Source organism: Pseudomonas sp. FW305-3-2-15-C-LB1, assembly GCF_058787615.1.
Genome location: NZ_JBYSZX010000008.1, coordinates 196,307 through 221,092, shown reverse-complemented (window position 1 = coordinate 221,092; position 24,786 = coordinate 196,307). Strand labels below are relative to the sequence as shown.

General features: G+C 60.8%; 22 protein-coding genes and 1 pseudogene. 8 read left to right on the top strand and 15 right to left on the bottom strand.

From position 1 onward, the window contains the following. Positions 1 to 238: 238 nt before the first annotated feature. Together AC3WP7_RS17860 and groL are read left to right on the top strand one after the other, a co-directional pair. Positions 239 to 532, top strand: a complete 294-nt coding sequence (locus AC3WP7_RS17860) for a co-chaperone GroES (RefSeq protein WP_003193940.1) — start codon at positions 239 to 241, stop codon at positions 530 to 532. Between the two features lie 50 nt (positions 533 to 582). Further along, a complete protein-coding gene (gene groL, locus AC3WP7_RS17855) occupies positions 583 to 2,232 on the top strand; it encodes a chaperonin GroEL (RefSeq protein ID WP_092246773.1) in 1,650 nt (549 codons plus the stop codon). Positions 2,233 to 2,307: 75 nt separating this feature from the next. On the opposite strand, the gene AC3WP7_RS17850 is transcribed toward groL, so the two are convergent. The 4 genes from AC3WP7_RS17850 to AC3WP7_RS17835 form a co-directional block, all read right to left on the bottom strand. Further along, the gene (locus tag AC3WP7_RS17850; protein ID WP_092246776.1) at positions 2,308 to 2,655 is read right to left on the bottom strand and encodes a hypothetical protein; all 348 of its coding nucleotides are present in this window, start codon (positions 2,653 to 2,655) and stop codon (positions 2,308 to 2,310) included. Positions 2,656 to 2,775: 120 nt separating this feature from the next. Beyond that, on the bottom strand, positions 2,776 to 4,074 hold the full coding sequence (locus AC3WP7_RS17845) for an ATP-binding protein (RefSeq protein WP_102591885.1): 1,299 nt from the start codon (positions 4,072 to 4,074) through the stop codon (positions 2,776 to 2,778). Next, positions 4,064 to 4,762: a response regulator gene (locus AC3WP7_RS17840; RefSeq protein ID WP_092246783.1), complete on the bottom strand. Its 699-nt coding sequence runs from the start codon at positions 4,760 to 4,762 to the stop codon at positions 4,064 to 4,066. The genes AC3WP7_RS17845 and AC3WP7_RS17840 overlap by 11 nt, the downstream gene beginning before the upstream one ends. A gap of 77 nt (positions 4,763 to 4,839) precedes the next feature. Further along, entirely contained in the window at positions 4,840 to 6,789 is a 1,950-nt protein-coding gene (locus tag AC3WP7_RS17835) for an LTA synthase family protein (RefSeq protein WP_102591884.1), read from the bottom strand. A gap of 200 nt (positions 6,790 to 6,989) precedes the next feature. Here AC3WP7_RS17835 and colR point away from each other — a divergent pair, with 200 nt between their 5' ends. The 5 genes from colR (at position 6,990) to AC3WP7_RS17810 (ending at position 10,760) form a co-directional block, all read left to right on the top strand. Continuing rightward, the gene (gene colR / locus AC3WP7_RS17830; RefSeq protein ID WP_003175870.1) at positions 6,990 to 7,673 is read left to right on the top strand and encodes a two-component system response regulator ColR; all 684 of its coding nucleotides are present in this window, start codon (positions 6,990 to 6,992) and stop codon (positions 7,671 to 7,673) included. Continuing rightward, on the top strand, positions 7,663 to 8,943 hold the full coding sequence (locus tag AC3WP7_RS17825) for a sensor histidine kinase (protein WP_092246789.1): 1,281 nt from the start codon (positions 7,663 to 7,665) through the stop codon (positions 8,941 to 8,943). Before colR ends, AC3WP7_RS17825 begins: the two co-directional genes overlap by 11 nt. 188 nt (positions 8,944 to 9,131) lie before the next feature. Continuing rightward, entirely contained in the window at positions 9,132 to 9,812 is a 681-nt protein-coding gene (locus AC3WP7_RS17820; RefSeq protein ID WP_092246792.1) for a class I SAM-dependent methyltransferase, read from the top strand. A 4-nt stretch (positions 9,813 to 9,816) separates the two neighbouring features. Next, positions 9,817 to 10,536, top strand: coding sequence for a lipopolysaccharide kinase InaA family protein (locus AC3WP7_RS17815; protein ID WP_092246795.1), 720 nt, complete (start codon positions 9,817 to 9,819; stop codon positions 10,534 to 10,536). Further along, positions 10,533 to 10,760, top strand: coding sequence for a hypothetical protein (locus AC3WP7_RS17810; protein WP_028617789.1), 228 nt, complete (start codon positions 10,533 to 10,535; stop codon positions 10,758 to 10,760). Before AC3WP7_RS17815 ends, AC3WP7_RS17810 begins: the two co-directional genes overlap by 4 nt. A 250-nt stretch (positions 10,761 to 11,010) precedes the next feature. On the opposite strand, the gene AC3WP7_RS17805 is transcribed toward AC3WP7_RS17810, so the two are convergent. From AC3WP7_RS17805 to AC3WP7_RS17790, 4 genes are all read right to left on the bottom strand, one after another. Beyond that, on the bottom strand, positions 11,011 to 12,018 hold the full coding sequence (locus AC3WP7_RS17805; protein ID WP_146012685.1) for a hypothetical protein: 1,008 nt from the start codon (positions 12,016 to 12,018) through the stop codon (positions 11,011 to 11,013). 454 nt (positions 12,019 to 12,472) lie between these two features. Next, a complete protein-coding gene (locus AC3WP7_RS17800) occupies positions 12,473 to 13,570 on the bottom strand; it encodes a DUF1513 domain-containing protein (protein WP_093125485.1) in 1,098 nt (365 codons plus the stop codon). 2 nt (positions 13,571 to 13,572) lie between these two features. Beyond that, positions 13,573 to 14,637 (bottom strand): imelysin family protein, encoded by a 1,065-nt coding sequence (locus AC3WP7_RS17795; protein WP_071489310.1) that lies wholly within the window; start codon positions 14,635 to 14,637, stop codon positions 13,573 to 13,575. Positions 14,638 to 14,668: 31 nt separating this feature from the next. Then, positions 14,669 to 16,096, bottom strand: a complete 1,428-nt coding sequence (locus AC3WP7_RS17790) for a di-heme oxidoreductase family protein (protein ID WP_092246798.1) — start codon at positions 16,094 to 16,096, stop codon at positions 14,669 to 14,671. A gap of 140 nt (positions 16,097 to 16,236) precedes the next feature. Between AC3WP7_RS17790 and AC3WP7_RS17785 the strand changes: the two genes are divergently transcribed. Then, positions 16,237 to 16,800, top strand: a complete 564-nt coding sequence (locus tag AC3WP7_RS17785) for an NAD(P)H nitroreductase (RefSeq protein ID WP_071489312.1) — start codon at positions 16,237 to 16,239, stop codon at positions 16,798 to 16,800. 135 nt (positions 16,801 to 16,935) lie between these two features. Here the strand turns inward: AC3WP7_RS17785 and AC3WP7_RS17780 are convergent, their stop codons facing one another. From AC3WP7_RS17780 to AC3WP7_RS17750, 7 genes and pseudogenes are all read right to left on the bottom strand, one after another. After that, a complete protein-coding gene (locus AC3WP7_RS17780) occupies positions 16,936 to 17,691 on the bottom strand; it encodes a methyl-accepting chemotaxis protein (protein ID WP_370468593.1) in 756 nt (251 codons plus the stop codon). A gap of 102 nt (positions 17,692 to 17,793) precedes the next feature. Beyond that, positions 17,794 to 18,801 (bottom strand): annotated as a pseudogene (locus AC3WP7_RS17775) (methyl-accepting chemotaxis protein); the annotation flags it as partial. A 411-nt stretch (positions 18,802 to 19,212) separates the two neighbouring features. Continuing rightward, the gene (locus AC3WP7_RS17770; RefSeq protein ID WP_071489314.1) at positions 19,213 to 19,614 is read right to left on the bottom strand and encodes a YbaN family protein; all 402 of its coding nucleotides are present in this window, start codon (positions 19,612 to 19,614) and stop codon (positions 19,213 to 19,215) included. Positions 19,615 to 19,760: 146 nt separating this feature from the next. Next, entirely contained in the window at positions 19,761 to 20,369 is a 609-nt protein-coding gene (locus AC3WP7_RS17765) for a biliverdin-producing heme oxygenase (protein WP_071489315.1), read from the bottom strand. A 133-nt stretch (positions 20,370 to 20,502) separates the two neighbouring features. Beyond that, entirely contained in the window at positions 20,503 to 23,067 is a 2,565-nt protein-coding gene (locus AC3WP7_RS17760; RefSeq protein ID WP_092246810.1) for a TonB-dependent receptor, read from the bottom strand. Between the two features lie 115 nt (positions 23,068 to 23,182). Continuing rightward, positions 23,183 to 24,151 (bottom strand): FecR family protein, encoded by a 969-nt coding sequence (locus AC3WP7_RS17755; protein WP_102591883.1) that lies wholly within the window; start codon positions 24,149 to 24,151, stop codon positions 23,183 to 23,185. Between the two features lie 74 nt (positions 24,152 to 24,225). Continuing rightward, entirely contained in the window at positions 24,226 to 24,744 is a 519-nt protein-coding gene (locus AC3WP7_RS17750) for an RNA polymerase sigma factor (protein ID WP_102591882.1), read from the bottom strand. Positions 24,745 to 24,786: the final 42 nt, after the last annotated feature.

The window sequence follows — 24,786 nt, the reverse complement described above, 5'->3', positions numbered from 1 at the left end:
TGGCACGGCACCTTCGGGTGCCGTGCTGCGTTTAACCGCAGGCAGACACAAAAATTTTCATCCCCGGCCCCTTGTAATAAGCATATGCGCCCTTATGTAACGGTCACCGCAAGGTTTCTGGTGGTGACACTGGACAGACTTCCGCGTTTCGCCCCGCGAACCGCGACCGGCACCGCCGGAATTTAACCCGCCGGAATTGATACCGGCCGATGAAAAACACAATTAGGAGAGATCGACAATGAAGCTTCGTCCTCTGCACGACCGCGTCGTAATCCGTCGCAGCGAAGAAGAAAAGAAAACCGCTGGCGGTATCGTTCTGCCAGGTTCGGCTGCTGAAAAAGCCAACCACGGTGTGATCGTCGCTGCGGGCCCAGGCAAGACCCTGGAGAACGGTGATGTACGCGCGCTGGCCGTGAAAGTGGGTGACAAGGTTGTTTTCGGCCCTTACTCCGGCAGCAACACAGTGAAAGTCGACGGCGAAGACCTGCTGGTTATGGCTGAGAACGAGATTCTCGCTGTTCTGGAAGACTGATTTCCCCGCTCATTTTCCCGTTACTCCAAAGTATTTAAGGAATATCGATCATGGCTGCTAAAGAAGTTAAATTCGGCGATTCCGCCCGCAAGAAAATGCTCACCGGTGTCAACGTCCTGGCTGACGCAGTAAAAGCGACCCTGGGCCCGAAAGGCCGTAACGTGATCATCGAGAAGAGCTTCGGCGCTCCGACCATCACCAAGGACGGCGTTTCCGTCGCCAAAGAAATCGAACTGGAAGACCGTTTCGAAAACATGGGCGCGCAGCTGGTCAAAGACGTTGCCTCCCGTGCCAACGATGACGCAGGCGACGGTACCACCACCGCGACCGTCCTGGCCCAGGCCATCGTCAACGAAGGCTACAAGGCCGTCGCTGCCGGCATGAACCCGATGGACCTCAAGCGCGGCATCGACAAGGCGACCATCGCCATCGTTGCCGAGCTGAAAAACCTGTCCAAGCCATGTGCCGACACCAAGGCTATCGCTCAGGTAGGCACCATCTCCGCCAACTCCGACAGCTCCATCGGTGACATCATTGCCCAAGCCATGGAAAAAGTCGGCAAGGAAGGCGTGATCACCGTGGAAGAAGGTTCGGGCCTGGAAAACGAACTGTCGGTTGTCGAAGGCATGCAGTTCGACCGTGGCTACCTGTCCCCGTACTTCGTCAACAAGCCGGAAACCATGGTTGCCGAGCTGGACAGCCCGCTGATCCTGCTGGTCGACAAGAAGATCTCCAACATCCGCGAACTGCTGCCAGTGCTGGAAGCCGTGGCCAAAGCCGGCCGCCCACTGCTGATCGTTTCCGAAGACGTTGAAGGCGAAGCCCTGGCGACGCTGGTTGTGAACAACATGCGTGGCATCGTTAAAGTCGCAGCCGTCAAGGCGCCAGGCTTTGGCGACCGTCGCAAGGCCATGCTGCAGGACATCGCCGTACTGACCGGCGCTACCGTTATCTCCGAAGAGATCGGCCTGAGCCTGGAAAGCGCCACCCTGGAAAACCTGGGTAGCGCCAAGCGCGTGACCATCTCCAAGGAAAACACCATCATCGTTGACGGTGCTGGTGTAGATCAGGACATCCAGTCGCGCATCACTCAGATCCGTGCCCAGGTTGCCGAAACTTCCTCGGACTACGACCGTGAAAAACTGCAAGAGCGTCTGGCCAAGCTGTCCGGCGGCGTTGCAGTGATCAAGGTTGGCGCCGGTTCCGAAGTTGAAATGAAAGAGAAGAAGGCCCGCGTTGAAGACGCCCTGCACGCAACCCGCGCAGCCGTTGAAGAAGGCGTGGTACCTGGCGGTGGCGTTGCGCTGATCCGTGCTCTGGAAGCCCTGACCAACCTGACCGGCGACAACGCTGACCAGAACGTGGGTATCGCTGTGCTGCGTCGCGCTGTTGAAGCGCCGCTGCGTCAGATCGCTGCCAACTCCGGCGACGAGCCAAGCGTTGTGGTCAACGAAGTCAAGAACGGCAAAGGTAACTACGGTTACAACGCTGCGACTGGCGTCTACGGCGACATGATTGAAATGGGCATCCTGGACCCTACCAAGGTGACTCGTTCCGCACTGCAAGCAGCATCCTCCATCGGCGGCCTGATTCTGACCACCGAAGCGGCTATCGCTGACGCTCCGAAGAAAGCCGAAGTAGGCGGTGGCGGCGGCATGCCAGACATGGGCGGCATGGGTGGCATGGGCGGCATGATGTAAGCCAGCCTTACCCGGCTCATAAAAAACCCCGCCTGCAGTGATGCAGGCGGGGTTTTTTTATGTCCGGTTGACCGCTCAACCCATGCCGCCGCGTCGCAACAGCTTCTTGAATGTCATCCCCCTGGCAAGCGCCGAGGGCACACGTGCAGCGGACCACGGTGCAGACGTGTGGCCGAGCGGGCCTTGGGCAGACAGAGTCGCGGCTTTAGTGCGTGGCCTGGGTATGGGCCGCCGCCAGCGGCTGGACATGGTCACCTCGCCCAGCAGTTTAAGGGTGTGGGCGTCGTAGCCGGGTGACTTGATCGAACCAGTGAAGTCAGGCGCTGCGCGGCTCACGGCAGCCGCCTGACTGGCCAGCAGCGCGCTGGCGACGATACACAGCGATAGCATCAACGTGGATAAATGCTGTTTTTGGGGACGCATGAACGGGCTCTCCAACCGGGTCCAGAGGACGGGGACCCAGGGCGCAGGGGCAACCCTGGATCAGGTGGCGAGATTACGGAGAATGCCAACGGTTCACTGTCACAGGCTGTAACACGCAGGCTATTGCGGGCGCAGCGGCAGGATCAGGGTCAGGCGTGCCCCGCCCAACGGGCTGCGCGCCACGGACAACTCACCGCGATGCCATTGGCTGGCGCGCCTGGCCAGTGCCAGCCCGAGGCCGAAGCCGCCGGGGTCATCGCCGCCCATGGCCAGTCGTACAAACGGCTCGAATATCTTTTCGCGGTTTTCGGCGAGTATGCCGGGGCCGTCGTCGTCCACATGCAGCACCAGGTGCTGGTCATCCTGGTGGGCAGCGCTGACGCTCACTTGGTCACGGGCGTAGGTGATTGCATTACTCAACAAGTTGCGCACGATCAAATGCAACAAGGCGCGGTCGCCGATCAATTGCAGGTCCGCCGGCTCGGTGTCCAGGCTCAGGCGCCGCTGGTGCCCGTCGAGCAAGGCAAACTCCTGATGCAGCCAGTCACGGATAGGGATGGGCTCATGCTGCAGGTCGGCGGGGGCGCCCGCCATCCGGGCAAAGGCCAGGCTGGCGCGCACCAGGGCTTCAAGCTCTTCCACATCGGTTTGCAGGCGTTCCTGCAAGCGTATGCGCGTGGACGGGTCGTCGCTTTTGCCCAGCAGGGTCAAGGCAAAACGCATGCGTGCCAGCGGCGTGCGCAACTCATGGGAGACGGCCTGGGAAACCTCTCGGTGACGTTCGCTCATGGCGTTGATGTCTTGGGCATGTTGCTGCAAGGTCTGCAGCACGGGCGCCCATTCCTTGCCCATGGCTGGCAGCATCGCATTGGGCGTGCGGGCCAGGGTACCCAGGCAGCTATCGAGCGCTTGCAAGTCGGCACTACGCTGGCGGCGTGCGCGCAGACCGAACCACATCCACAGCACCAGCGGCAGACCGGCCACGCACGCGGTGATCCCATACACCGGGAATTGCAGCAGGTCCTTGACCTCGGCGGTGCCCCACATCGGGCCGAATTGGATCAGCGTTTTGTCGTCGAGCGGGAAATAGGTGATGTCTTCATCGCTGCTCTGCGCCGGTTGCTGGTGCTGAAGCATGATCAGCGCTTCGGGCGGGAGTTCGACCTCATCCAGGGTGACGAGCCGGATCGGGTACTGGAAGCGCGCACGCAGTACCTCCATACGCGCTTCACGCTGGTCAGCCGGCAAGGCCTTGAGCTGCTCCGCCACCAGATAGCCCGGCCCGGCCATCAAGCGCAAAAAGCTGTATTCGCCGACAAACACCGAGGCATTGGCGCACAGCCACAGCAAATACAGGGTCAACGCGCCCCAGCCGGTGCCCGCGAGAATCGCCATCCAGGGTCGCACTCTAGAGAACATGCCGGGCCTCTTGCGGTGTCTCGACAAACAGGTAGCCCTGGGCGGTGATGGTCTGGATCGTCACCGGGCAGCCCAGGCCCATCAGCTTTTTGCGCAGGCGCGATACGCGCATATCCACCGAGCGATTGAGCCCGTCGTACTCCAGGCCGCGCAGGCTTTGCAGGAGTTTTTCCCGGGTCAGCAACACCCCGCAGTGGCGGGCGAAGATCGCAAGCAATTCGAACTCGGCCACCGAGAACTGCAAGGGCACCTCATCGAGCCAGGCGAAATGGCAGTCGAGGTCCAATCGAAACGTGCCCCATTGGTAATACGTACGGGGCGCCTGGGGATGGCGACGCAGCAGCGAGCGGATACGGGCCAGCAACAACAGCGGGTCGACCGGTTTGACCACGTAATCGTCCGCACCGACGTTGAACCCCGTCAGTTGCTCGGCGTTTTCGTCCAGCGCCGTCATCATCAGGATCAGGCCGGGGTACTGCTCGCGGATCTGTCGGCACAGGGTAAAACCGTCGATGCCGGGTAGCATCACATCCAGAATCAACAACGCCGGTTTTTCGTCGAGAATACGCTGGGCGGCACGGTCGCCACGGTGCTCCACCGCCACGCTGAAACCTTCGGCGCGCAGGAACTCCGCCGTCAGGGCGGCCAGTGGGCGGTCATCTTCGATCAGCAGCAGGGTGTCGGACATGAAAAGGCGTCGTCGCCGGAGAATGGGCGCAAGTGTTACGCCCTTGCCCCGCAGGAGGCAAGGGCCACGCGTGGCGATCAGCGGGCGCTGATGGCGGGTTCTGCGACCTTCGGCGCTTTCCAGCCCAGCAACTGTTGTTTGAAGCCATAGCTGGCGGCCTGGTAGTAGGTGATGGCGCGCAGGATCAGCGGGTCATCACTGCCCACCCGCAGCTCCTGGCTTTCACCCAGGGCCTGATCGTGGCGACGCAGGCCCTGGCGCGGGCTGAGGATCGCCAGGTCTTTACCGTCAAACAGCCCCAGGTGCTGGTAGTTGCCGACCACCACACGGGGTGGCAGTGGGTTGTCTTGCAGCAGGTTGCGACCGAAGAAGGTCGATTCGTAGCTCAGGTTGAGCAGGCCGAGCAAGGTGGGCGCCAGGTCGATCTGGCTGGCCAGTTGCGCGGTTTCCCGGGCGTCGACCAGCTTGGGGGCGTAGATGAACAGCGGTATCTGGTAGTTGCTGATGGGCAAGTCTTCCTTGCCCGCGCTGCCGGCAGTGTGGTCGGCGACAAACACGAAGATCGTGTTATCGAACCACGGCTTCTGGCGTGCCGCCTCCAGGAACTCACCGATGGCGTGGTCGGTGTACTTCACCGCACCGTCGCGGCCGTTACCGGATTTGATATCGATGCGCCCATCCGGGTACGTGTAGGGGCGATGGTTGGAGGTGGTCATCAGTTGCAGCAGGAACGGCTGCTGCTTGGCGTAGTCGGCATCGGCCAGTTTCAGGGTTTGTTTGTAGAGGTCTTCGTCGGCCATGCCCCAGGCGTTTTTAAATGAGATCTCCGATTCTGGCACGCTGCTCTGGTCGACGACCCGATAGCCGTTGCCGCTGAAGAACGCATTCATATTGTCGAAGTAGCCACGTCCGCCGTAGACGAACACGCTGTCGTAGCCGATGGCGGTGAGTTGCTGGCCCAGGCTGGCAAAGCCGCTTTCGCGGCCGATGCGCTTGACAATGGAGCGGCCCGGCGTGGGTGGGATCGCCAGGGTGATGGCCTCCAGGCCTCGGTCAGTGCGGGTGCCGGTGGCATAGAAATTATTGAAATACAGGCTTTGTTTGCGCAGCGCATCCAGGTTGGGCGTCAGGTTGCGCTCGTCGCCGTTGCTGCCCATGTATTTGGCGCTGAAGCTTTCGATGGTCACCAGCACGATATTGGGTGTGCGCAGCGTGCCGGGGTTATCGATGGCGCGGCGGATATCCAAGGGGTCCTTGTCGATGAAGCGAGCATTGGGCTCACTCAGTTCGGCGCGCAACTGTTTGGCGACAACGTCTGTGGGCAGGCTTTTATAGAACTGGGTGTAGTCCAGTTCGTTGTTACGGAACGCGGCGAAAAACTGATACGGGCCATTGCTCGCCAGTTCGTTCTTGTAGGCGTTGCCACCTTGGGCGCGTGGGCTGTCCTGGCTGATCAGTTGCAGGCTGAGGCCAGCAACCACCAACAGGCCCAGGGCATTGACCAGGCGACCCCGCATTGCCGGCAGCGGTGCATTCATCGCGGCGATGAACGGTTTGCGCAGAACCAGGCTCAACACCACGGCGAGCATCGCCAGCAGGCTGAGCAGCTTGCCGATCGGGTAGGACTCCAGCAGGTTGTTCAACACCTCATCGGAGTACACCAGGTAATCGACGGCGATAAAGTTGAAGCGCACGCCGAATTCATCCCAGAACAACCATTCGGCGACCGAGGTGAACAGCATGGCGAACAGGCTGACGGTCAGTACCGCCTGCAGGAACCAGCGGTGACCGCGACGGCGCCAGAGGGCAGGTGGGCACAGCAGCAGATACAACCCCAGTGGCAGGGCGGCATAGGCCAGAAAGCCCAGGTCGTACAGCAGGCCCACGCCAAACACCGGCAGCAGGTTGCCACCGACTTCGTCCAGGTGAGTGATGAGCAGCACGCTGCGCGTGAGCAGGAAAACCAACAGCCAGGCACCGGTGACCAGCAGCAAATAGCGCATAGGCGCTGTTTTGAGAAACCCCATGTCCAACTTCCTTATATCGATGGGCGCGATCTTCGCTCTGACACTGTAGTCAGTTTGTGAAGCTATAGTGAAAAACTCGTTCGACTAATTAATCGGTTGAAAACCTTTATCGACGGCGCTTGCGGGTCTATCCCTGAGCCACACTTGGCCTTAAGCTGCGCGAGCCAACACGGCCGTTACCGCGTACGGAGACACTGCCCATGCGAATTCTACTGGTTGAAGACAACCGCGATATTCTGGCCAACCTGGCCGACTACCTGGGGCTGAAGGGCTACACCGTGGACTGTGCGCAGGACGGTTTGTCGGGCTTGCACCTGGCCGCCACCGAGCATTACGACCTGATCGTGCTCGATATCATGCTGCCCGGCATTGATGGCTACACCCTGTGCAAACGCCTGCGTGAAGACGCTCGCCGCGATACGCCGGTGATCATGCTCACTGCCCGCGATCAGTTGGACGACCGGCTGCAGGGCTTCAAGTCCGGCGCCGACGATTACCTGCTCAAACCGTTTGCGCTATCGGAACTGGCCGCACGTATCGAAGCCGTGCTGCGCCGTGCCCAGGGCGGCGGTCGCCGCGCCCTGCAGGTCGGTGACCTGAGCTACGATCTCGATACCCTGGAAGTTACCCGCGAAGGGCGCCTTCTCAAGCTCAACCCGGTCGGCCTGAAACTGCTGGCGGTGCTGATGCAGAAGAGCCCGCACGTGCTGCGCCGCGAAATTCTCGAAGAAGCCCTGTGGGGCGATGACTGCCCGGACAGTGACAGCCTGCGCAGCCACGTTCACCAATTGCGCCAGGTGATCGATAAACCTTTTGCCAAGCCGTTGCTGCAGACGGTGCACGGTGTGGGTTATCGCCTGGCCGAGGGTCGTGATGGAGTTTAAGCAAAGCCTTGCGCAACGGATCATCATCGCCTTTGCCTTGATGAGTGCGTTGGTGGCGGGGGCCTTCGCCATGGGTATCGTGGCGACGGTGCACCTGGTGGAAGAGAAGTTGATCTCGGCGGGCCTGGGCGGCGACTTGCAACGCCTGCTGCTGATGGACACCGTCGAGGACTGGCGGCACCGGCCCGAGCCGGACCAGCTGTTTTATTTCAGTGGTGGCCCCGGCGACTTCGAGTTGCCCAAGGACCTACGCCACCTTGAGCCCGGTTTCCATGAAGTATTCCGCGAGGCGCTGTCGTACCACGCCATGGTCGAAGTGGTCGACGGGCGGCGCTACGTACTGTTGCAGGACCAAAGCGATTTCGAAGAACGCGAGCGCGTGTTGTTCGCCGTGGTGCTGGTGGGCTTTGTGCTCAGCCTGGCGCTGGCGGTGTTCCTCGGCTGGGTGCTGGCGCGCAAAGTGATGGCGCCGGTGGTGCGCCTGGCCCGCCAGGTGCGCCACCGTGACCAATTGCTCGGCCTGGCCCCGCCCTTGGCGCCGGATTACGCGGCGGATGAAGTGGGCGAACTGGCGGTGGCGTTCGACGCCACATTGGGACGGCTGCGCCAGGCCCTGTCCCGTGAACAGCTGTTTACCAGTGACGTGAGCCATGAGCTGCGCACACCCTTGATGGTGTTGGCCAGCTCCTGCGAACTGCTGCTGGAAAACCCCGCCATCGATCAGCGCGGGCGCAACCAGGTGCTGCGCATTGCCCGGGCCTGCGAAGAAATGCGCGAACTGGTGCAGACTTTCCTGATGCTGGCCCGTGCCCAGCATGACGAAGCGGCAATGTCGCCCCAGGTCAGCCTGACGCAGGTGGCCGAAGATCTGCTCGGCATCTGGCGCGAGCCCATCGAGCACAAAGGCCTGGAACTGATCTATCAGCCCGGCACCCCCCTGGATACGCGCTATAACACCACCTTCCTGCATGCGGTGATGGGCAACCTGCTGCGCAATGCCCTGCACTACACCGAGCAGGGGTTTATCCGGCTGACCCTGGAACCGAGCGGATTTATCGTGGAGGACAGCGGTGTCGGTATCCCCGAGGACAAGCGCGAGGCGATGTTCGAGCCGTTCGTACGCGGCAGCGAGAAGCGCGGTGAGGGCCTGGGTTTGGGGTTGTCGCTGGTGCAGCGCATCTGCGAGAACCAGGGCTGGAGCGTCAGCCTCAGTACCATGGAGCCCAACGGCTGCCGCTTTCATGTGCAATTGAGTCAGGTCAACGCCTGACGCCATCCCCTGCCGCTATCCTGCCAGAGATCCCGGTAATTCGGCGAAGATGGCCCCATGCTATTGCGTGAGTCTGTAAAGTCTTGAAATGTATGGGGCTGGACAGGACAAGTTTTTCACAACGGGTTGACCTGTTAATCACAGTGCGCTGCTTAACGTTGTAGGCATCAGCTACTGGAGACCCGTTGATGCCTACCCCGATCAAGCTCGAATTTTCCGAAAAGTACGACGACGAACACGCTCAAGAATATTTGCTCAAGCATCAGGACAATCTGGCGCGCCGGTTGTCCCACAAACGCGACGAGCAATTGGCCCGTGGCGCGCTGGCGATGGCGGGTGAGCCTGGCCTGGTGCTGGACTTGCCCTGCGGCGCCGGGCGTTTCTGGCCCTTGCTGGCGGAAAAGCCCAACCGCGTGATCATTGGCGCCGACAACTCGGCGTCGATGTTGAAGGTGGCAATGGCAGCCCAGCCCGCCGATGTGGTGAAACGGGTACGACCCTTGCAGACATCGGCCTTTGATATTGCTTTGCCAGATAACGCGGTCGACAGCATTTTCTGTATGCGCCTGTTGCACCACATTGGTGATCCGGCGCATCGCGTGGCGATATTGCGCGAGTTTCAACGCGTTACCCGTGACAGCGTGATTGTTTCGTTGTGGGTCGATGGCAATTTCAAGGCCTGGAAACGCAAGCGGCTCGAACAGCAGCGTCGCAAGAAAGGTGAGCAGGAAGGTTACCAAAACAGATTTGTGTTACCGGCTGCTACTGTTGAAGCAGAGTTTGAGGAAGCCGGCTTCCGTGTCCAGGAGTCCCTGGACTTCATACCGCTCTACGCCATGTGGCGAGTGTACGTATTACGCAAGAGGTAACAGGATGGCAGTTGAGTGCGTAGCAGGCAGTCACGTAGCTCCCGAGGAACGATTCGATTATTTCTGGCACCAGCAAGGCGAGTGGGTCGAAGAGCCCAATCGTCGCCGTGGTGGTGAAAGCGGTGTGCAGCGTGTGATCAGCCCCAACGGACGCTTGCTCTACAGCAAGCGCCAGACCGGGCACATCTACCGCAGTTGGCTGCATCCGTTTGGCCGCCCGACGGTGCTGCGTGAGCGCGATGCCCTCAAGGGCTTGCGTTTGTTGGACGTGCGTGTGCCGGAAATGGTGTTTTGCGAAGCGCGCCGCGACCCCGAGCACCAATGGAAAGCGCTGCTGGTCACTGCCGCCCTCGACGGTTTCGACGAAATCGAGAACTGGTACGCCGCCGGTGGCCGCGAGCAATACGGCGAACTGGTGCATGAGCGTGTGCTCCAGGAACTGGCCGGCACCCTGGCGCGCATGCACAAGGGCCGATGGCAGCATGGCTGCCTCTACATCAAGCATATCTTTGTGCGGGTGACGGGCGAGGGTGACTCGGCCAACGTCGAAGTGGCGCTGCTGGACTTCGAGAAATGCCGCCAGCGCCTGACCGCTTATCGGGCCGCCTCCCATGACATGCTGCAATTGCGCCGCCATTCGTCGTGGAACGATACCGACTGGAAGAAACTCAGCTACTTTTACGAGACGGCGTTTGGCAGCGCTATCAAGGGTTTAACCAGATGAAGCTAGAAATAGCACGAGGTCTGTTCCTGGTCGGGGCGCTGGGCGTTGCAGCCCTGGCGCTGGCGGCGTGGGAACAGCCTCGCACCCAGGTGCTCAGTGCAACGCAGGGTGGCGCGCAATGCCTGTTGCCGCGCGTTGCCAAGGCGAGCACGGCGGCCAAGCCCGATCATGAGTTGTTGCTGTTCATGTTTGGCATGTCTCAAGGGATGAGGCCACAGAGTTGATGAGTTTAAAGGCAAAATGAAAAGGCCTCGCGTTACGAGGCCTTTTTTGGGCTTGTTAAAGTAGAAGGGCGTAACTTTCTTTAGTTTTTTTAATGTTCGGCCTCAGTGCGTGTATAACTTATTGAGCCGTTTTGTAGGTCAGGTACTCTGGTTGTAAAGTCGTAAAGAATGCTGTGGGGGCATTGCTTTATTTGCCGTGTTGCCTCGTTGAAGGTGCTGTCGGTTTATGAGTGTCAACGTTAACTTGGCATTATGTGGGAACTTCGTAGTTATGTTTTTTGGGCGGCAAAGCTCCAACTTCAGGGTACGCTATTTTTGTCTGCTTGGAGTACTCGGTTTTATCAGTTGGCAGGGCTGAGTAGGACCTTTCGTGGGCGACCCTATACAAGATGGCAGCCTCACTGCCTGCGTCGATTGTTGCGTAATTAAATGGAGGAGGAAGGGGTGAGTAGCGTTCACCGTCAATTTTTCCGTTGTTTTTGTATTGGTAGGGGGAAAAGTTTTTTTCTGGGTCGGCAGGGTCCGTGGGCATATGGTTACGATGGCTAAGTTCGGTTGTTAAAGAGTCAATGTAGTGGAGTAGACGTACCAAGTAGTAAGCAGCATTAGCTTGGCTTACTGGGTCCGGATTACTAGGAGTATAGTTACCGACAACCTCTATTAACCATTCATCGGGAATGATTTTAGGTCGGCTATTTACAATCTCACGATTCTCTTTGAGAATCTGACCTGCTAACCGCTTATCCCACTCTGGCCTTCCCGTAGGGCCAGTGGGTGCGACGTCGGTGTTTAATTCTGGGCGTTTGGCCTCAGTGCCACTGATGGGGGGCGTTGTTGTTTTAGGTGTTACAGTTTTCTCTGTGTCTGGAGGTGTGTCGGAAGTTTTAGCTTCTCTATTATGTTCGGTTATATCGGTTTTTTTGTTTTTCTCTGTATCTTTGGCTGGGTCTTTCAGGGCCGAATAACCGTTCTCGAGGAAGTTCATGAACAGTTCATAATTTGAGTTTTTTGTGGGAGGCTTTCCGGGGCCATTATAGCCATCATATATCGGTCGCCCAGGTGTAGGTGATGCTCTGCTGTCCGTGCCTGATGTGATGTACCCGACCACTTGCGAGAAATCGTACATCCTGTCTGCCCGATCATTGGGGTCGGGGTTATCAATCGAAAAGTTACCAACCTTTTTATAAGCCCGGTCGAAGTCACTTTCTGGGTGCGGTCCGAAATAATACTCTTTAAGTCTGGGATTGCTGTCGACCATTTCACGTGCGCCGCGGTTATCGCCCCATGGGCGTCCAGTGGGATGGGATGGAGGGTTGGCGCGTATAACCTGAGTCTTTTGGTCTGTATTGGAGTTGCGGGTATCCGGTCCACAGGGATAGTTAGTGGCTGGCGATTCAGATGGGCACGGCGATCGATTGGCGGGCGGTGTGTGCGCTGACTGCATACCGTTGAGCGTTATAAGGTTGAACATTTATTCTCCTGGCTTGTGTAGTGATTAAAGTCACGTAGCTAAGTGGTAAATGTTCCGAATTCGTTCCATAGAGTGCGAAAGTGCCTACGGCGAGTATCTTCTACTTCTTAAGGTATTGCCGAACTCAACTTACTCTCAGAGATTTCTGAGTTACTTCCCCCTTCTGATATCAAGCAGGCGTAACAGCGAGCCGTTGCTTAACGTGGCATTCGGCTCGTGTCGGGTGAGAAGCGACCTGCACTCAGATCAGATGCAGATGGTTATCCCAAAGCCCTGCCGGCAACTCCAGCGGCGTTGCCACCAACTGTTTCTGGCGACAATCGTAGAACCGGCAACGGCCCTGGCCCGAGGTCACGACAAACCCATCCTCGACCGCGCCCACGCCGGCGCAGTCGGGCAGCGGTCCGTCCAGGCGCAGCTCGCCGCTGTCCATGTTCCAGATAAAGAAGCGGTTGCCCCGTGGGGCAGTCAACGCCACCAGGCGCAATTCGCTGTGCACTGCGACGCTGGCTGTGTAGTGCCCCATCGCCTGCAACTGCTCGTCCGCCACCGGAAACGCCACGAATGGCTGCCCCGGACGCTTGATCGCCAGCAACTCGGAACGCTCCTGTGATGCCCCCATGAACTGCTGCCCGGTGAGGATGGTGCCATCGCTGGCGATCCCCATGTGCCGCACGCTGTTCATCTGCTGGCCGAGGGTTTCCTTGCTGATCAAGGTACCGTCGCGCTGCATCAGCACCAGGCTCGGTTCCATGGCGTCGAGGTTCATCTCCACGCGGCTTTCGGCTTCGGTACGAATGCCGCCGTTGGCCACCACCAGGGTCTCGCCGTCGGGCATCCACGACACCTGGTGCGGGCCGATGCCGTGGGTGGAGATCTCGCCGGTATGCACCAGCCGCTCGCCTTCGAACCGGTACACACCGAGCAGGCCACGGCCGGGGTCGGTTGTGTCGTTCTCGGTGGCGTACAGCCAGTCGCCGCTCTTGTGAATGACCGCGTGGCCATAGAAGTGGCGGTTGACCTGGGAGGTGATGGTTTGCAGCAGCGCGCCATCGCGCAGGTCGATCAGGTAACTCTCGGTGCCCGGGCGACGGGCGACAAACAGCGCAATCGGCAGCGTCGGGTGGTTGATGATGTCGTGGCAGCGCTGGCCGACCTGGGTGGCAAATACCTGCCTGCCGTCCAGGCGGTAACCCACGGCGTAGTGCTTGCCGTCCGCATCATCCCGCGCCGAGAGCAGCAGCGGGCCCTTGTCTTTGCTTTTGAACAGCGTCCAGCCACCCAGTGTGAGAGCACTGAGCAGCACGCTGCCGATGGCCAAAGCCTGTCGCCTGAGCATCATCAGTCACCGTCGTTGGCGTTAAAGCCCAGTTGGATGCCCAGCGCCTTGGCCAGCTCGCCCTCGTGCAGGCGGTGGACGACGTTGAGGCTGTCATAGATATCGTTGAGCTGCTGGCGCCCAGCGTCATCGTTCAACAGTTCGTTGAGGGTGCGCTGGTTGCTGGCGAACAGTTTCAGCGACGCGGCATAGGCGGCGTCGATCTTGTCGGCCAACGGCTTCTGCTCGGACGGCAGCAGGCCACGCAGGCCTTTGTTGTCGACGCCGACCCATACGGTCTGGGCTGCCGCGAGGCTGGCTTCGAGGCTTTGCAGGGACGACTGGCTGCGCCATGCATCGGCCTGGAACGGCTGCGGGATACCCTTGGTCTGGCGGCCCATCGGCGTGCCGAGTTTTTTCTTCAGGGTGTCCAGTGCGGTGACCTGCACGCGCAGCAGATCGGCAATGGCTTCGTGGGAATCGGCGTAGCGCTGGTTCGGAAACTTGGTCATCTGCGCCAGCATGCCGTCGGTGCTGTTCCAGCTGGCCAGGATCTCTTCGGCCAGGGCCTTCTGACGGTCACCGATGGCGACCAGCAGCGGGCAGTAACGGGCCTTTTGTGCGTCGTCGGCGATGTCGGTCTTGGCGTCGTAGAGGATGTATTCGTAGGCGGACAGGCCTTGCACCACCACGCTGGACTTGGCCAGGGCGGCGCCGTCGATCTGCGGCTGGCTGGCAACCAGTTGCTCGACCTGGCGGCCGACCAGGTTCTTCTTGTCCGGCCAGAACTGCACCTGCCACGAACGGTTGCCCTCGGCCAGCGGCCCGATCAGCAGCGGTTGCAGCTCGGCCCAAGCCTTTTGTGCATGCAGGAAATCGGCACGCGCGGTGTCCAGGCTCTCCTTGCCTTGGCAGTAGGCCAGCGCGCTGACGGCCAGTTGGCGGTCGGCTTCGACCCAGCGGCTGTAGGTCGGCAGGATCACTTGCTTGGCGATGGCCGCAGAGGTCACTGCTTGCGGGTCTTGCGGCGAGCAGGCGCCTAGGGCGAGGGCGGCCAGGCTGGTGAACAACAACTTGGGACGGAACATGTCGAGCTCCCTTCTATAAGTGGGGCGAAGCTTATAAAGAATTCAGGAACGCCAGCAACGCTGCGCGCTGCTCGGCATTGAAGGACAACACATGCTGCTGCGCCGCTTGGGCTTCACCGCCATGCCACAGCACGGCTTCGAGCAGGCTGCGGGCGCGGCCGTCATGCAAGAACTGGGTATGTCCACTCACGGTTTGCGTCAGGCCAATGCCCCACAACGGCGGCGTGCGCCAGTCGCGGCCACCGGCCTTGAATTCTGTGCGGTTGTCGGCGAGGCCCGGTCCCATGTCGTGCAACAGCAGGTCGCTGTAGGGGCGGATCACCTGGTTGGCCAGTTCAGGTTCGGCGGCATTGGCGGCCGTGGTGAATGCAGGCGTGTGGCAACCCTGGCAGCCGGCTTGATAGAACAGGTTTTTACCGGCCAGCACCTGCGGCGTGTTGACGCCACGGCGCGCCGGCACCGCCAGGTTGCGCGTGTAGAACAGCACCAGGCGCAGGATGTTGTCGCTGACTTCCGGCTCGCCATCGGGGCCATTGCCGTTGGGGGCCTGTTTGCAGGCGACTTGGGCATCGGTGCAGTCATCAAAGGGTCTCAGGGATGTGGTGAGGCCCATATCACCAGAGAACGCGTGAACATTTTGTTGATTGAGGTTGGGTTGCCCGGCTTTCCAGCCAAAACGCCCGAGCACGGTTTTTTGCTGGGCGTCGTCCCAGACCCAGTTGGCGCGGCCGACAATGGCTTGCTTGTCGGCGGTCTTCGGGTCGGTGTTGCGTAGGATGTCGGCGTCGCTGATGGCTTCGAGCAAGCCCAGGCCGATCATCGGCGGCGCGATGCGTGCGGAAAAGCGCGTGTCGGGGTGCATCGGGCCGTAGCCAAGCTGAGTGATCTGCAGGTCGGGTTTACGCAACTCGACCACCGTGCCGTCCTTGAACGTCACGTTGACCGGCGTGTAATCGACCCGCACCTTGCCTTCCGGCGGCACGCCCGGCACGGCCATGTCCTGCAATTGCCCACCGTAGACCGGCTCGGGCACCACGCCAATGTGCTCGATGGCCTTGGCATAGGCGGGCGCATCCGGAATCGACAGGCGTACCAGCATCGACACCGCGTTGGGTGCATCGGGCAGCGGTGGGTGACCACGACCGTCTTTTATATGGCAGTTCTGGCAGGCGTTGGTGTTGAACAGCGGGCCGAGGCCATCACGCGCCGTGGTGGTGGACGGTGCGATCACCCAGGGGCTGCGAAAGAAGCTGTTGCCGACGCTGAAATCCAGGCGGCGGGTGGGCGACAGGTTGGCCGAGGGCAGGGAAAACGCGTTCTGGTCGCGCTTGTTCACCGTCGCAGCACCGCCCGCCCGTGATTCACCCGGCTCGGCCTTGGTAAATCTGGGCGCGTCATCGCAGCCAGCCAGGCTCAAGGCCAGCAAGGCTGCGGACAGGCGAAAAAGCGAAGGGGACATCGAATTTCCTGAACCACGGCGGAAAATAAGGTCGCAAAGTCTAACAGGGCAGGGCGCAATGAATAAGAGCAATTATCGTTTGGTGGCATCCCGATTCATTCCCGCTAGAATGACCGCACATTTTTTTCTGGAGGTGGCCCATGCAGGCTCTCGACGCTTTGCTCAACCGTGTTTCCGTGCCGCGCCTGCTGGAACCGGCGCCGACCCAGGAGCAGCGCGATGTGCTGTTTGCCGCCGCCATGCGTGCGCCCGACCACGGCCAACTGCGCCCTTGGCGCTTCCTCACGGTTGAAGGCGCTGCTCGCGAACAGATGGGCACCTTGTTGGCCGAAGCGGCCCGGCTGCAAGACGCCGATGCGCCACAGGCGGTGATCGACAAGGCCCAGAACGGCCCGTTGCGCGCGCCGTTGGTGGTGGTGGTGATTGCCCGTTTGCAGGAGCACTTCAAGGTGCCCAAGTCCGAGCAACTGCTGGCTGCTGCCTGTGCGGCTCATGGCATCCTGTTGGCGGCGTATGCCCAGGGGATTGGTGCGGTATGGCGCACCGGGGAATTGTCCTACTCGGCCCACGTGGCCAAAGGCCTGGGGCTGACGGCGGATGAGGAGGTGATTGGCTTCCTGTACCTGGGCACACCGCAGAACCCGCCGCGTACCGCGGCTAAAGAAGACCTGACGCAGTTTGTCAGTGCCTGGACCGGTCTCTAAATCCAAAGTGATCAAACTGTGGGAGGGGGCAAGCCCCCGATGTGGAGGGGGCAGCTACAGAAGCGTTGACTGGCACTCTGCTATCGGGGGCAAGCCCCCTCCCACATTGGAACTGTGTTGTTTTTGAGATTGGGTTTACACCCTGAACTGATCCATCAACTTCATCTGCTGGCTGGCCAGTGCATTGAGTTGGCTGCTGATGGCCGCCGACTCGGTGGCCTGGCCGGTGAGGGTTTCGGTCACGGTACGGATCGCCGAGACGTTGCGGTTGACCTCTTCGGCCACGGCGCTCTGTTGTTCGGCGGCGCTGGCGATCTGCAGGTTCATGTCGCTGATCACGGTGACCGCATCGCTGATCTTGCCCAAAGCCTGCACCGCCTGATGGATCTGCCCGGCATTGCTCTGGGCCTGGCTCTGGCTGGAATGCATGGTCGCCACCACGCCACGGGTGCCGCTCTGGATGCGCTCGATCACCAGGCGGATTTCCTCCACCGAATCCTGGGTACGCTTGGCCAGGTTACGCACTTCGTCGGCTACCACCGCAAACCCTCGACCGCTTTCCCCGGCGCGTGCCGCTTCGATGGCGGCATTGAGGGCCAGCAGGTTGGTCTGCTCGGCAATGCTGCGGATCACTTCCAGCACTGAACCAATCTGTTCGCTGTTGACCGCCAGGGCTTCGACTTCGCCCACGGCCTTGCTGACTTCTTCGGCCAGGGTGGTGATGTCGCGGGTGCTCTGCTCGATGATCGACATGCCTTCACGCGCCGACTGGTCGGCACCGCGTGCCGCGCTGGCGGCATTGGACGCGCTGTTGGCGACGTCGTGGGCGGTGGCGCTCATTTCGTTGGACGCGGTGGCCACCTGGTCGATTTCGCGGAACTGCACCTGCATGCCTTCGCTGGTCTGGCGTGCGATGGCCGAAGACTGGTCTGCGGTGCCGCGTGCTTCGGTGATGCTTTGCTTGATCTGGGCGATGGTCGGTTGCAGCTTGTCGAGGAAACGGTTGAACCAGTTCACCAGTTCGCCCAGTTCATCCTTCTTGGCGTAGGCCAGGCGTTGGGTAAGGTCGCCGTCGCCGCTGGCGATGTCCTTGAGCATGGCGGCCACGCTGTTGATCGGCCGGGTCACGCCGGTAGCGGTCAGCCAGATCAATAGCAAACCGAGCAGGCCGGCGGCGGCGGCCACCAGCAGTGCCTTCAGGGTGCCGGCGGATTGGGCGTCGTCAAGCACCCGCTGCAACTTGACGTTGTCGGCGAGCATCACGGCTTTTGGCAGCTTGATCACCACTCCCCAGGATTTGGCGTCGGCAATCGGCTTGACCGGGTACACGGCGCGGATGGTGTCGTCCTGTTCGCGGATCATGCGGTTGTCACTGGCCAGCAACTGTACGATTTCCTTGCCCTCGGCGCCGAGGGTGTCGATCAGGTTCTTGCCGACCTTGGCCGGCTCGCCGCTGTAGGCGGCAATCAGGCCGGTACTGGAGAGAATCTCCAGGTGCGCTGCGCCGTTGAACAGGTCCTTCTGTGCAGCGTCGGCGGTTGCTTGCAGGGCGGTGAGGGCGATGTCGACACCGACGACGCCGATGAGTTTACCCCCCACGATCAGTGGCGAGGCGATGGTGGTCATCAGTACCTTTTTGCCGGCCACCGTATCTTCATAGGGTTCCAGCAGGCAGGTATTGCGGGTGTCCCGTGGGCAGGTGTACCAGATGTTGTAGGGCGTACCATTGAGGGTGAGGGTGGTCTTGTTCAGGTCTTCTTCGACCATGATGGTGTTCAAGCCTTCACCGCCGGCACGGCTCCAATAGCTGGAGAAGCGCCCTGTTTCGTTGGAGACGCGTGCCTTGTCATCGACGAACTCGCTGTCCTTGCCGTCGAGGCCGTTGGGTTCGAATGACAGCCAGAACCCCAGCACTTTGCTGTTGCGATCGAAGGTGGTTTTCAGGCTCTGGTTGATTTCTTCGCGCAGCGCGCCGGCTTCCAGGCCACGCTTGCTGGCCATGGTGCGCAAATCCTTGATCTGGTCGGCCAGCGCGGTCAGCGCCATCAGGCTGTCGCCAAAGGTTTTCTGCAACTGCACCGCTTGCTCGGCGGCCCTGGCTTGCAGCAGTTGTTCCACGCTGGCGGTGAGCATGCGCGAGCTGGAATCGCTGACCAACAGATCATTCTGGTTGGTGTTGTAGATATTGATGCCGACGACCAGCGCTATCACCCCCAACAGGCAAAGGCCGGACAGCAGCACGATTTTCAGGCGGATGGAGAGGGTGTTGAACATAGGCTCACTCGCGAATGGACTGGTGGGGATGCATGCAGCAGAGCCAAGTCCATTCAGCGCTATGTCTGAAACATCGGCGTCACAAATCAATTCATGAGAAAGAGGCGATGAGCGGTAGGAAAACACCTACATGCGGCGTCAGACAGGCGCTGCAAGCCTTTCCGGGCGTGACCAGATCCACAGGTTGCCCAGGCTCATTCCGGCAATGGCCAGGTAGATCGGCCAGCCGTGGTCGAGCATCACCAGCATCAGCATGGCGCACAGCAGCATGCTTACAGTGGCGCTGACTTTGGCTCGGCGAGCGATGATCTTGCCGTTGCGCCAGTTGAACAGGATCGGCCCGAACAGCCGGTGGTTCTCCAGCCAGGCGCTGAGGCGTGGCGAACTTTTAGTGGCGGCCCAGGCGGCCAGCAGGATGAATTCGGTGGTGGGCAAACCCGGCACGACAATCGCGATCAACCCGATGCCCAGGCTGACATAGGCCAGCAGGCCGAAGAGGATCCGGGCGATTTTCGAGGTGGATTGGGTTTTGCGGGTCATGGTTTATTTGTAACGTCGCGAAGTGAGCGCCAACTGTTGGAGGGGCTTGCCCCCGAAGGGGATGTGTCAGCTAGAGAAGCGTTGACTGGCACTCTGCTATTGGGGGCAAGCCCCCTCCCACAGTTGATGGCATTTCAATCTGGATGTCAGGCCAATTCAGGGGCGCTAGCGTACGCCTGTTCGAGCAAGACGGTGAAGCGTACAAACGCGTCGATCGCACCTTTTTCCACTGCGGCTTCCTCTTCGGCACTGAACTCCAGGGCGTCGAGGGTACGGGTGAAGCTTTTCCAGCCTTCGGCGCGACCACCGGCCGGCTCACCCAGGTGACGGGCACCGAAGGTTTCGCTCAGGCCCAGGCCCACGGCACGCTTGATCAGGAACGCAGCGCCCAGTTTGGAGCCTTCGGACACAAACAGCCAGCCCAGGGCTTCGGCCTTGCTCGGGTTTTTCACGGCGCCGGCGACCGGTGCAGGCACCTCGGTGTCCAGGTCGCCCAGGTCCAGTTTGGCGGCTTCGGCACGGCAACGTTCGGCCAGGTCCGGCACGATCTTGATCAGTTCGGCATCGTTGTACAGGGCCACCAGTTCCGATTGGAACAGGTACTGCGCCACCACGAAACGGGCGAAGTTGGCCCGGGTTTCAAACGGGGCGTGGGCCTTGACCAGTGCGTCGAGCTTGGTGTGCGGCTCGTTGGTGATCTGGTTCAGGCGTTGGGAGCGCAGGCTTGCGCGTTCTGCGGTAGGGGAAGCGGTCATGAAAAGTCCTTGAGAAGGGATGCGCCTGGGTGCCCGAAAGAGAGCTGTTATCAACTAGACGAACAAGAAGACGCGGCACAGTAAAAAATCCTCACCCCGTCGAAGAAATTTCAACGGGGTGAGTAGGGCGGTGCTAGATGTCCCAGATCACGTTGATCGCAAAGTTGCGGCCCGGCTGGGTCAGGCGGTCGAGGTTGGCTGGGCCGGTCACGGCGGCTTCGCCGACACTGTCGTAGCTGCGCACGTCATCCCAGTTCCAGTACTTCTTGTCGGTGAGGTTGTAGAGGCCGCCGTTGATGGTCACGTCGTGGGTGACTTTGTAGAAGGCGGTCAGGTCGACCACACCGAAGCCAGGGGTCTTGAAGGGGCCGCTGGTGTCGCCGTCCGGCGCGTGGAAGGTGGTGCTGTCGACGCGATCCTGCTTTTTCACCAGGGTCCAGCTCAACAGGCCACCGTAGTTGTCCTGGTCGTAGCCCAGGCCGAAGACCCCCTTGAGCGGGTTGACGCTGTTCAGCGGCTCGCCATTATCGTCGTTGCGGCCATAGGCATAGGACACCGAGCCCTGGGTGTAGAGACCTTGCGGCGCACCGAAGGCATCCAGGTTCAGGCGGCCCTTGGCTTCGGCGCCCTTGATGGTGGCGCGCTTGATGTTGATGGCCTGGAACTGTTCAAGACTGCCCCCGGCAACGGCGTTGTCTTCGTCGATAAAGTCGCGGTATTTGTTGTAAAAAACGGCGATCTCGAAGGAGCCTTTGTCGAACTTGCCGCGAATCCCGGTTTCGACGCCTTTGCTGGTTTCTGGCTTGAGGTCGGGGTTCGGCTCGACGGTGTAGCCCAGGTTCAGGTTTTCAAAGCGGCCGTACAAGGCTTTGGCGGACGGCGTACGGAAACCTTCGGCGTACTGGCCGAACCAGGTGTATTGATCCGTCAGGGCGTACGTCAGGCCAAACTTGGGCGTCACACGGTGCCAGGTTTTTTCCTTGTCGCTCACCGGGTCCGCCCCTGTCGGGTTGACGGTGTTGAGAAATTCCTGGGTCAGCTTGGGTTTGAGCTGGGTGTAGTCGTAGCGCACGGCGGGCAGGAAGGTCCACTTGTCCCAGGTGATCTGGTCCTGTGCGAACAGCGAATACGTGTTGATGGTCGGGTCGGGGAAGTCGCTGGACTTCTTCACACTGTCGCTGGCAATCGGGCTGGGTGCACCGATGGCGGTGCACCCACTGCCGACGGCCACGCAGGTCGCGTTGCCCTCGCGCGAACCGGTGACTTTCTGCTGCTTGAGGGTGGTGCCGTAGGTCACCTGGTGGTCGGTTTCACCGAGGCTGAACGCCTTGTCGAGCTGGGCGTCGAAAATCCACTGTTTTTCCTGGTAGAGCGTGTCGCGGGTGCGCAGGACACGACGGCCTGACTGATAGATCTCGGCGGTGGTCTGGTCGGTCTTGGCGATCTGGTAATTGAGGCTGGTCTTGATGCGGTCGGCAATCGGCGACTCGAGGGCGAAGCTGTTTTCCAGGCCGAAACGTTCACGGGTAATGGTGTCGTTGCCACGACGATCACGGTAGAGGTTGAAGCCTCGGCCGCCGATGAACGGGCCTCCTACCGCGTTCTTCAGGTTGACGTCGCGATCGTCTTTGTACTTCTCGTAGGTCAGGCCCAAGCGGTTGTCATCGCCATAGTTCCAGCCGAGCTTGGCCAGGATGTTGGTGGTGCGCGCGTCCTCCGGGTTGGCGCCGGTGCGGGCCAGGCCGGTGGCGTTGTTGCCGTCGTAGGATTCGGTCTCGTGGCCATTGCGCTGGCTCAGGTGCAGCAAACCATCGAAGTCCTGCACGCGGCCGGCGACGGTGCCGGAGGTCAGCCAGCTTTCGTCGGCGGAGCTGTAGCCGGTCTTGAGGCGGGCGCCGAAATCCTGGCCTGGCTTGATGATGTCGTCCGGGTCGAGGGTGAAGTAGCTCACGGCGCCACCGATGGCGCTGCTGCCGTACAGGGCGGAGGCCGGACCGCGCAGGATCTCCACACGCTTGACGATCTCCGGGTCGACGTAGTTGCGACGGGTCTTGGCGTAGGGGCCGTTGAAAAAGTTGTCCGGCACTTCCACGCCGTCCACCTGGGTGAGGATGCGGTCGCCGTCGATACCGCGGATGTTGAAGCCGGCGTTACCGGAGCGGGTGCCCGCGCCGCCGACCGAGACGCCGGGCTCGTAGCGCACCAGTTCGCGGATGTTGTTGACGTTCTGGCGGTCCAGTTCTTCGCGGTCCTGCACGCTGACGGTGCTCGGTACGCTGGTCACATCCTGCTCGTTACGGGTGGCGCTGATGGTTACCTGTTGCAGGTTTAGGGTGCCGCCCGCTGCGCGTTTTTCCAGGATGATGTTGTTGCTGCCCAGCTTGCGATAGCTCAGGTTGGTCCCCACCAACAGCCGGTCCAGGGCTTTTTCCGGCGACAACGGACCGCGTACGCCAGGGGATGACACACCCTGGGCCAGTTCCGCCGGCAGGCCGACCTGCCAGCCGGTCACGGCGGTAAATGCGTTGAGTGCAGAGACCAGCGATTGCTGCTCGATGCTGAAGTTGTAGTTGCCATGGCTGCGCGGAGCAGGCTCGGCGGCGGTGGCGGTCATCACTGGCGCACCGGCCAGCAGGATGGCCGCCGTCAGCAAGGACAGCACGGGCGAAGAGGACCGGCGGTTGAAACAAGAGGACATCGAGAGCGCTCCGGGGTACGAATCTTATAGTTGCGAACCGAACCAAATAGGAATCAGTTGCATTGGCTAAGACGAGACGTACCAGTGCCAGCTATCGAGTAAAAATAATTCTCATTTAGTTGAGGATCACCAGCGCCGGGTATTCCGACAACTTGGCCGAGGTGATGTGGGCCAGCGAGCGCACCACATCCAGGGGCTGGTCGAGGCGGTAATTGCCGGTGACGGCGACGCTGGCGAGTTGGTCGTTGGTGTTGACGATCCAGCCAGGGTAATAGCGGCGCAGCTCGGCGAGCACTTCGCTCATGGGGCAGTTTTCGAAGATCAGCCGGCCTTGCACCCACGCCAGGTCCTTGTTGGCGTCCAGTCTGGCGGGCGAGCCGAAACCCTTGGGGCCGACGCGGATGCTTTCCCCGGCGCTCAGACGCACGCGGGCATCATTGAAGGTATTGCTCAGGTCGACATCGCCACGTTGCACCTGCACCTGTGCTTCGCCATTGAGGTAGCGCACGGCGAAGGCGGTATCGCGCACGCTGGCGCGCACGGGGCCGGCGTCGATTTCCAGGGGCAGGCCATGGTTGGGTTTGATTTCGAAAAACGCCTCGCCCTGGTACAGGCGAGCGATGCGCTGATGGTCCTTGATGCTGCTGGAAAACGCCGAATTGGTGTTGAGCAGCACCTTTGAACCGTCGTCCAGTTGCAGGCGCTGGCGTTCGCCCACCACGGTGAGGTGATCGGCCTGCAGGCGCACCGGCAGGTTGCTGAAGCTGAATAGCCCGATCAGCAACACGGCGGCGGTGGCCAAAGGTTTCCAATGGGGTTTGATCCGCCGCCAGCCGCTGGGCTTGCGCGGTGCTGCCAGGGCGACGGCGGCGCTGTGCACTGGCGCGCCACCCCAGGCAGCCTGGGCCTTGGCGAAGGCGTGGACGTGGGCGGGATCGCTGGCCAGCCAGGCTTCGAATTCGGCCTGCTGCCCGGGCTGTGGGCACTGCAAGGCGATCAGCCAGTCGAGGGCTTGGTCCATGGCCGTGTCTTGCAACACCTCATGAGCCATCTCGTGGGGGTGCAGTTTGTTCGGGTCCGTCACGGTGTTCCTCGGGTCTTCGCCACGCTCTATTCAACTTTCCTACAGCTTGAGTCGACGTTTCTGTCGGGTGAAGCTTAAGGCCGATCCAGCCGTTCGGCCACACCTACACAGATGGCCATGATCAACTTCAGTTCCTTTTGTACGGTGCTCAAGGACACTTCCAACTGATCGGCGATCTCCTGGTAACTGCAACCGTGCAGGCGGCTGAGGATGAAGATCTGCTGCTGGCGGGCGCTCAACTGGCCCAGGCTGACGCTCAAGGCCTCGAGCATTTGCTCGGCCTGGGTGGCATCTTCGGGCGTGCTGATGGGGGCGGCGACGCTTTGCAGGACGTCCAGCGGGACATCTTCCTGCAGCGTGCGTGCCTGGATCCTGCGCGCGCGCAGATGATCCAGCGCCAGGTTGCGCGCGGTCTGATAGACGAAGGGTTCAAGGTGATCGATCGACCGCTCGCTGAGGGCCCGGGTGACGCGCAGGTAGGTTTCCTGCAACAGGTCCTCGGCGGTGCTGTGGTTATTGACCATCCGCTGCAAGGTGCGAAGCAGAATCACCCGTTGGGCGAGAAAGACGTGGTTGAAGCGAGATTGGCTCACAGTGCTACCAGACCGATTTGCAGTTAATGATAATGCTTATCA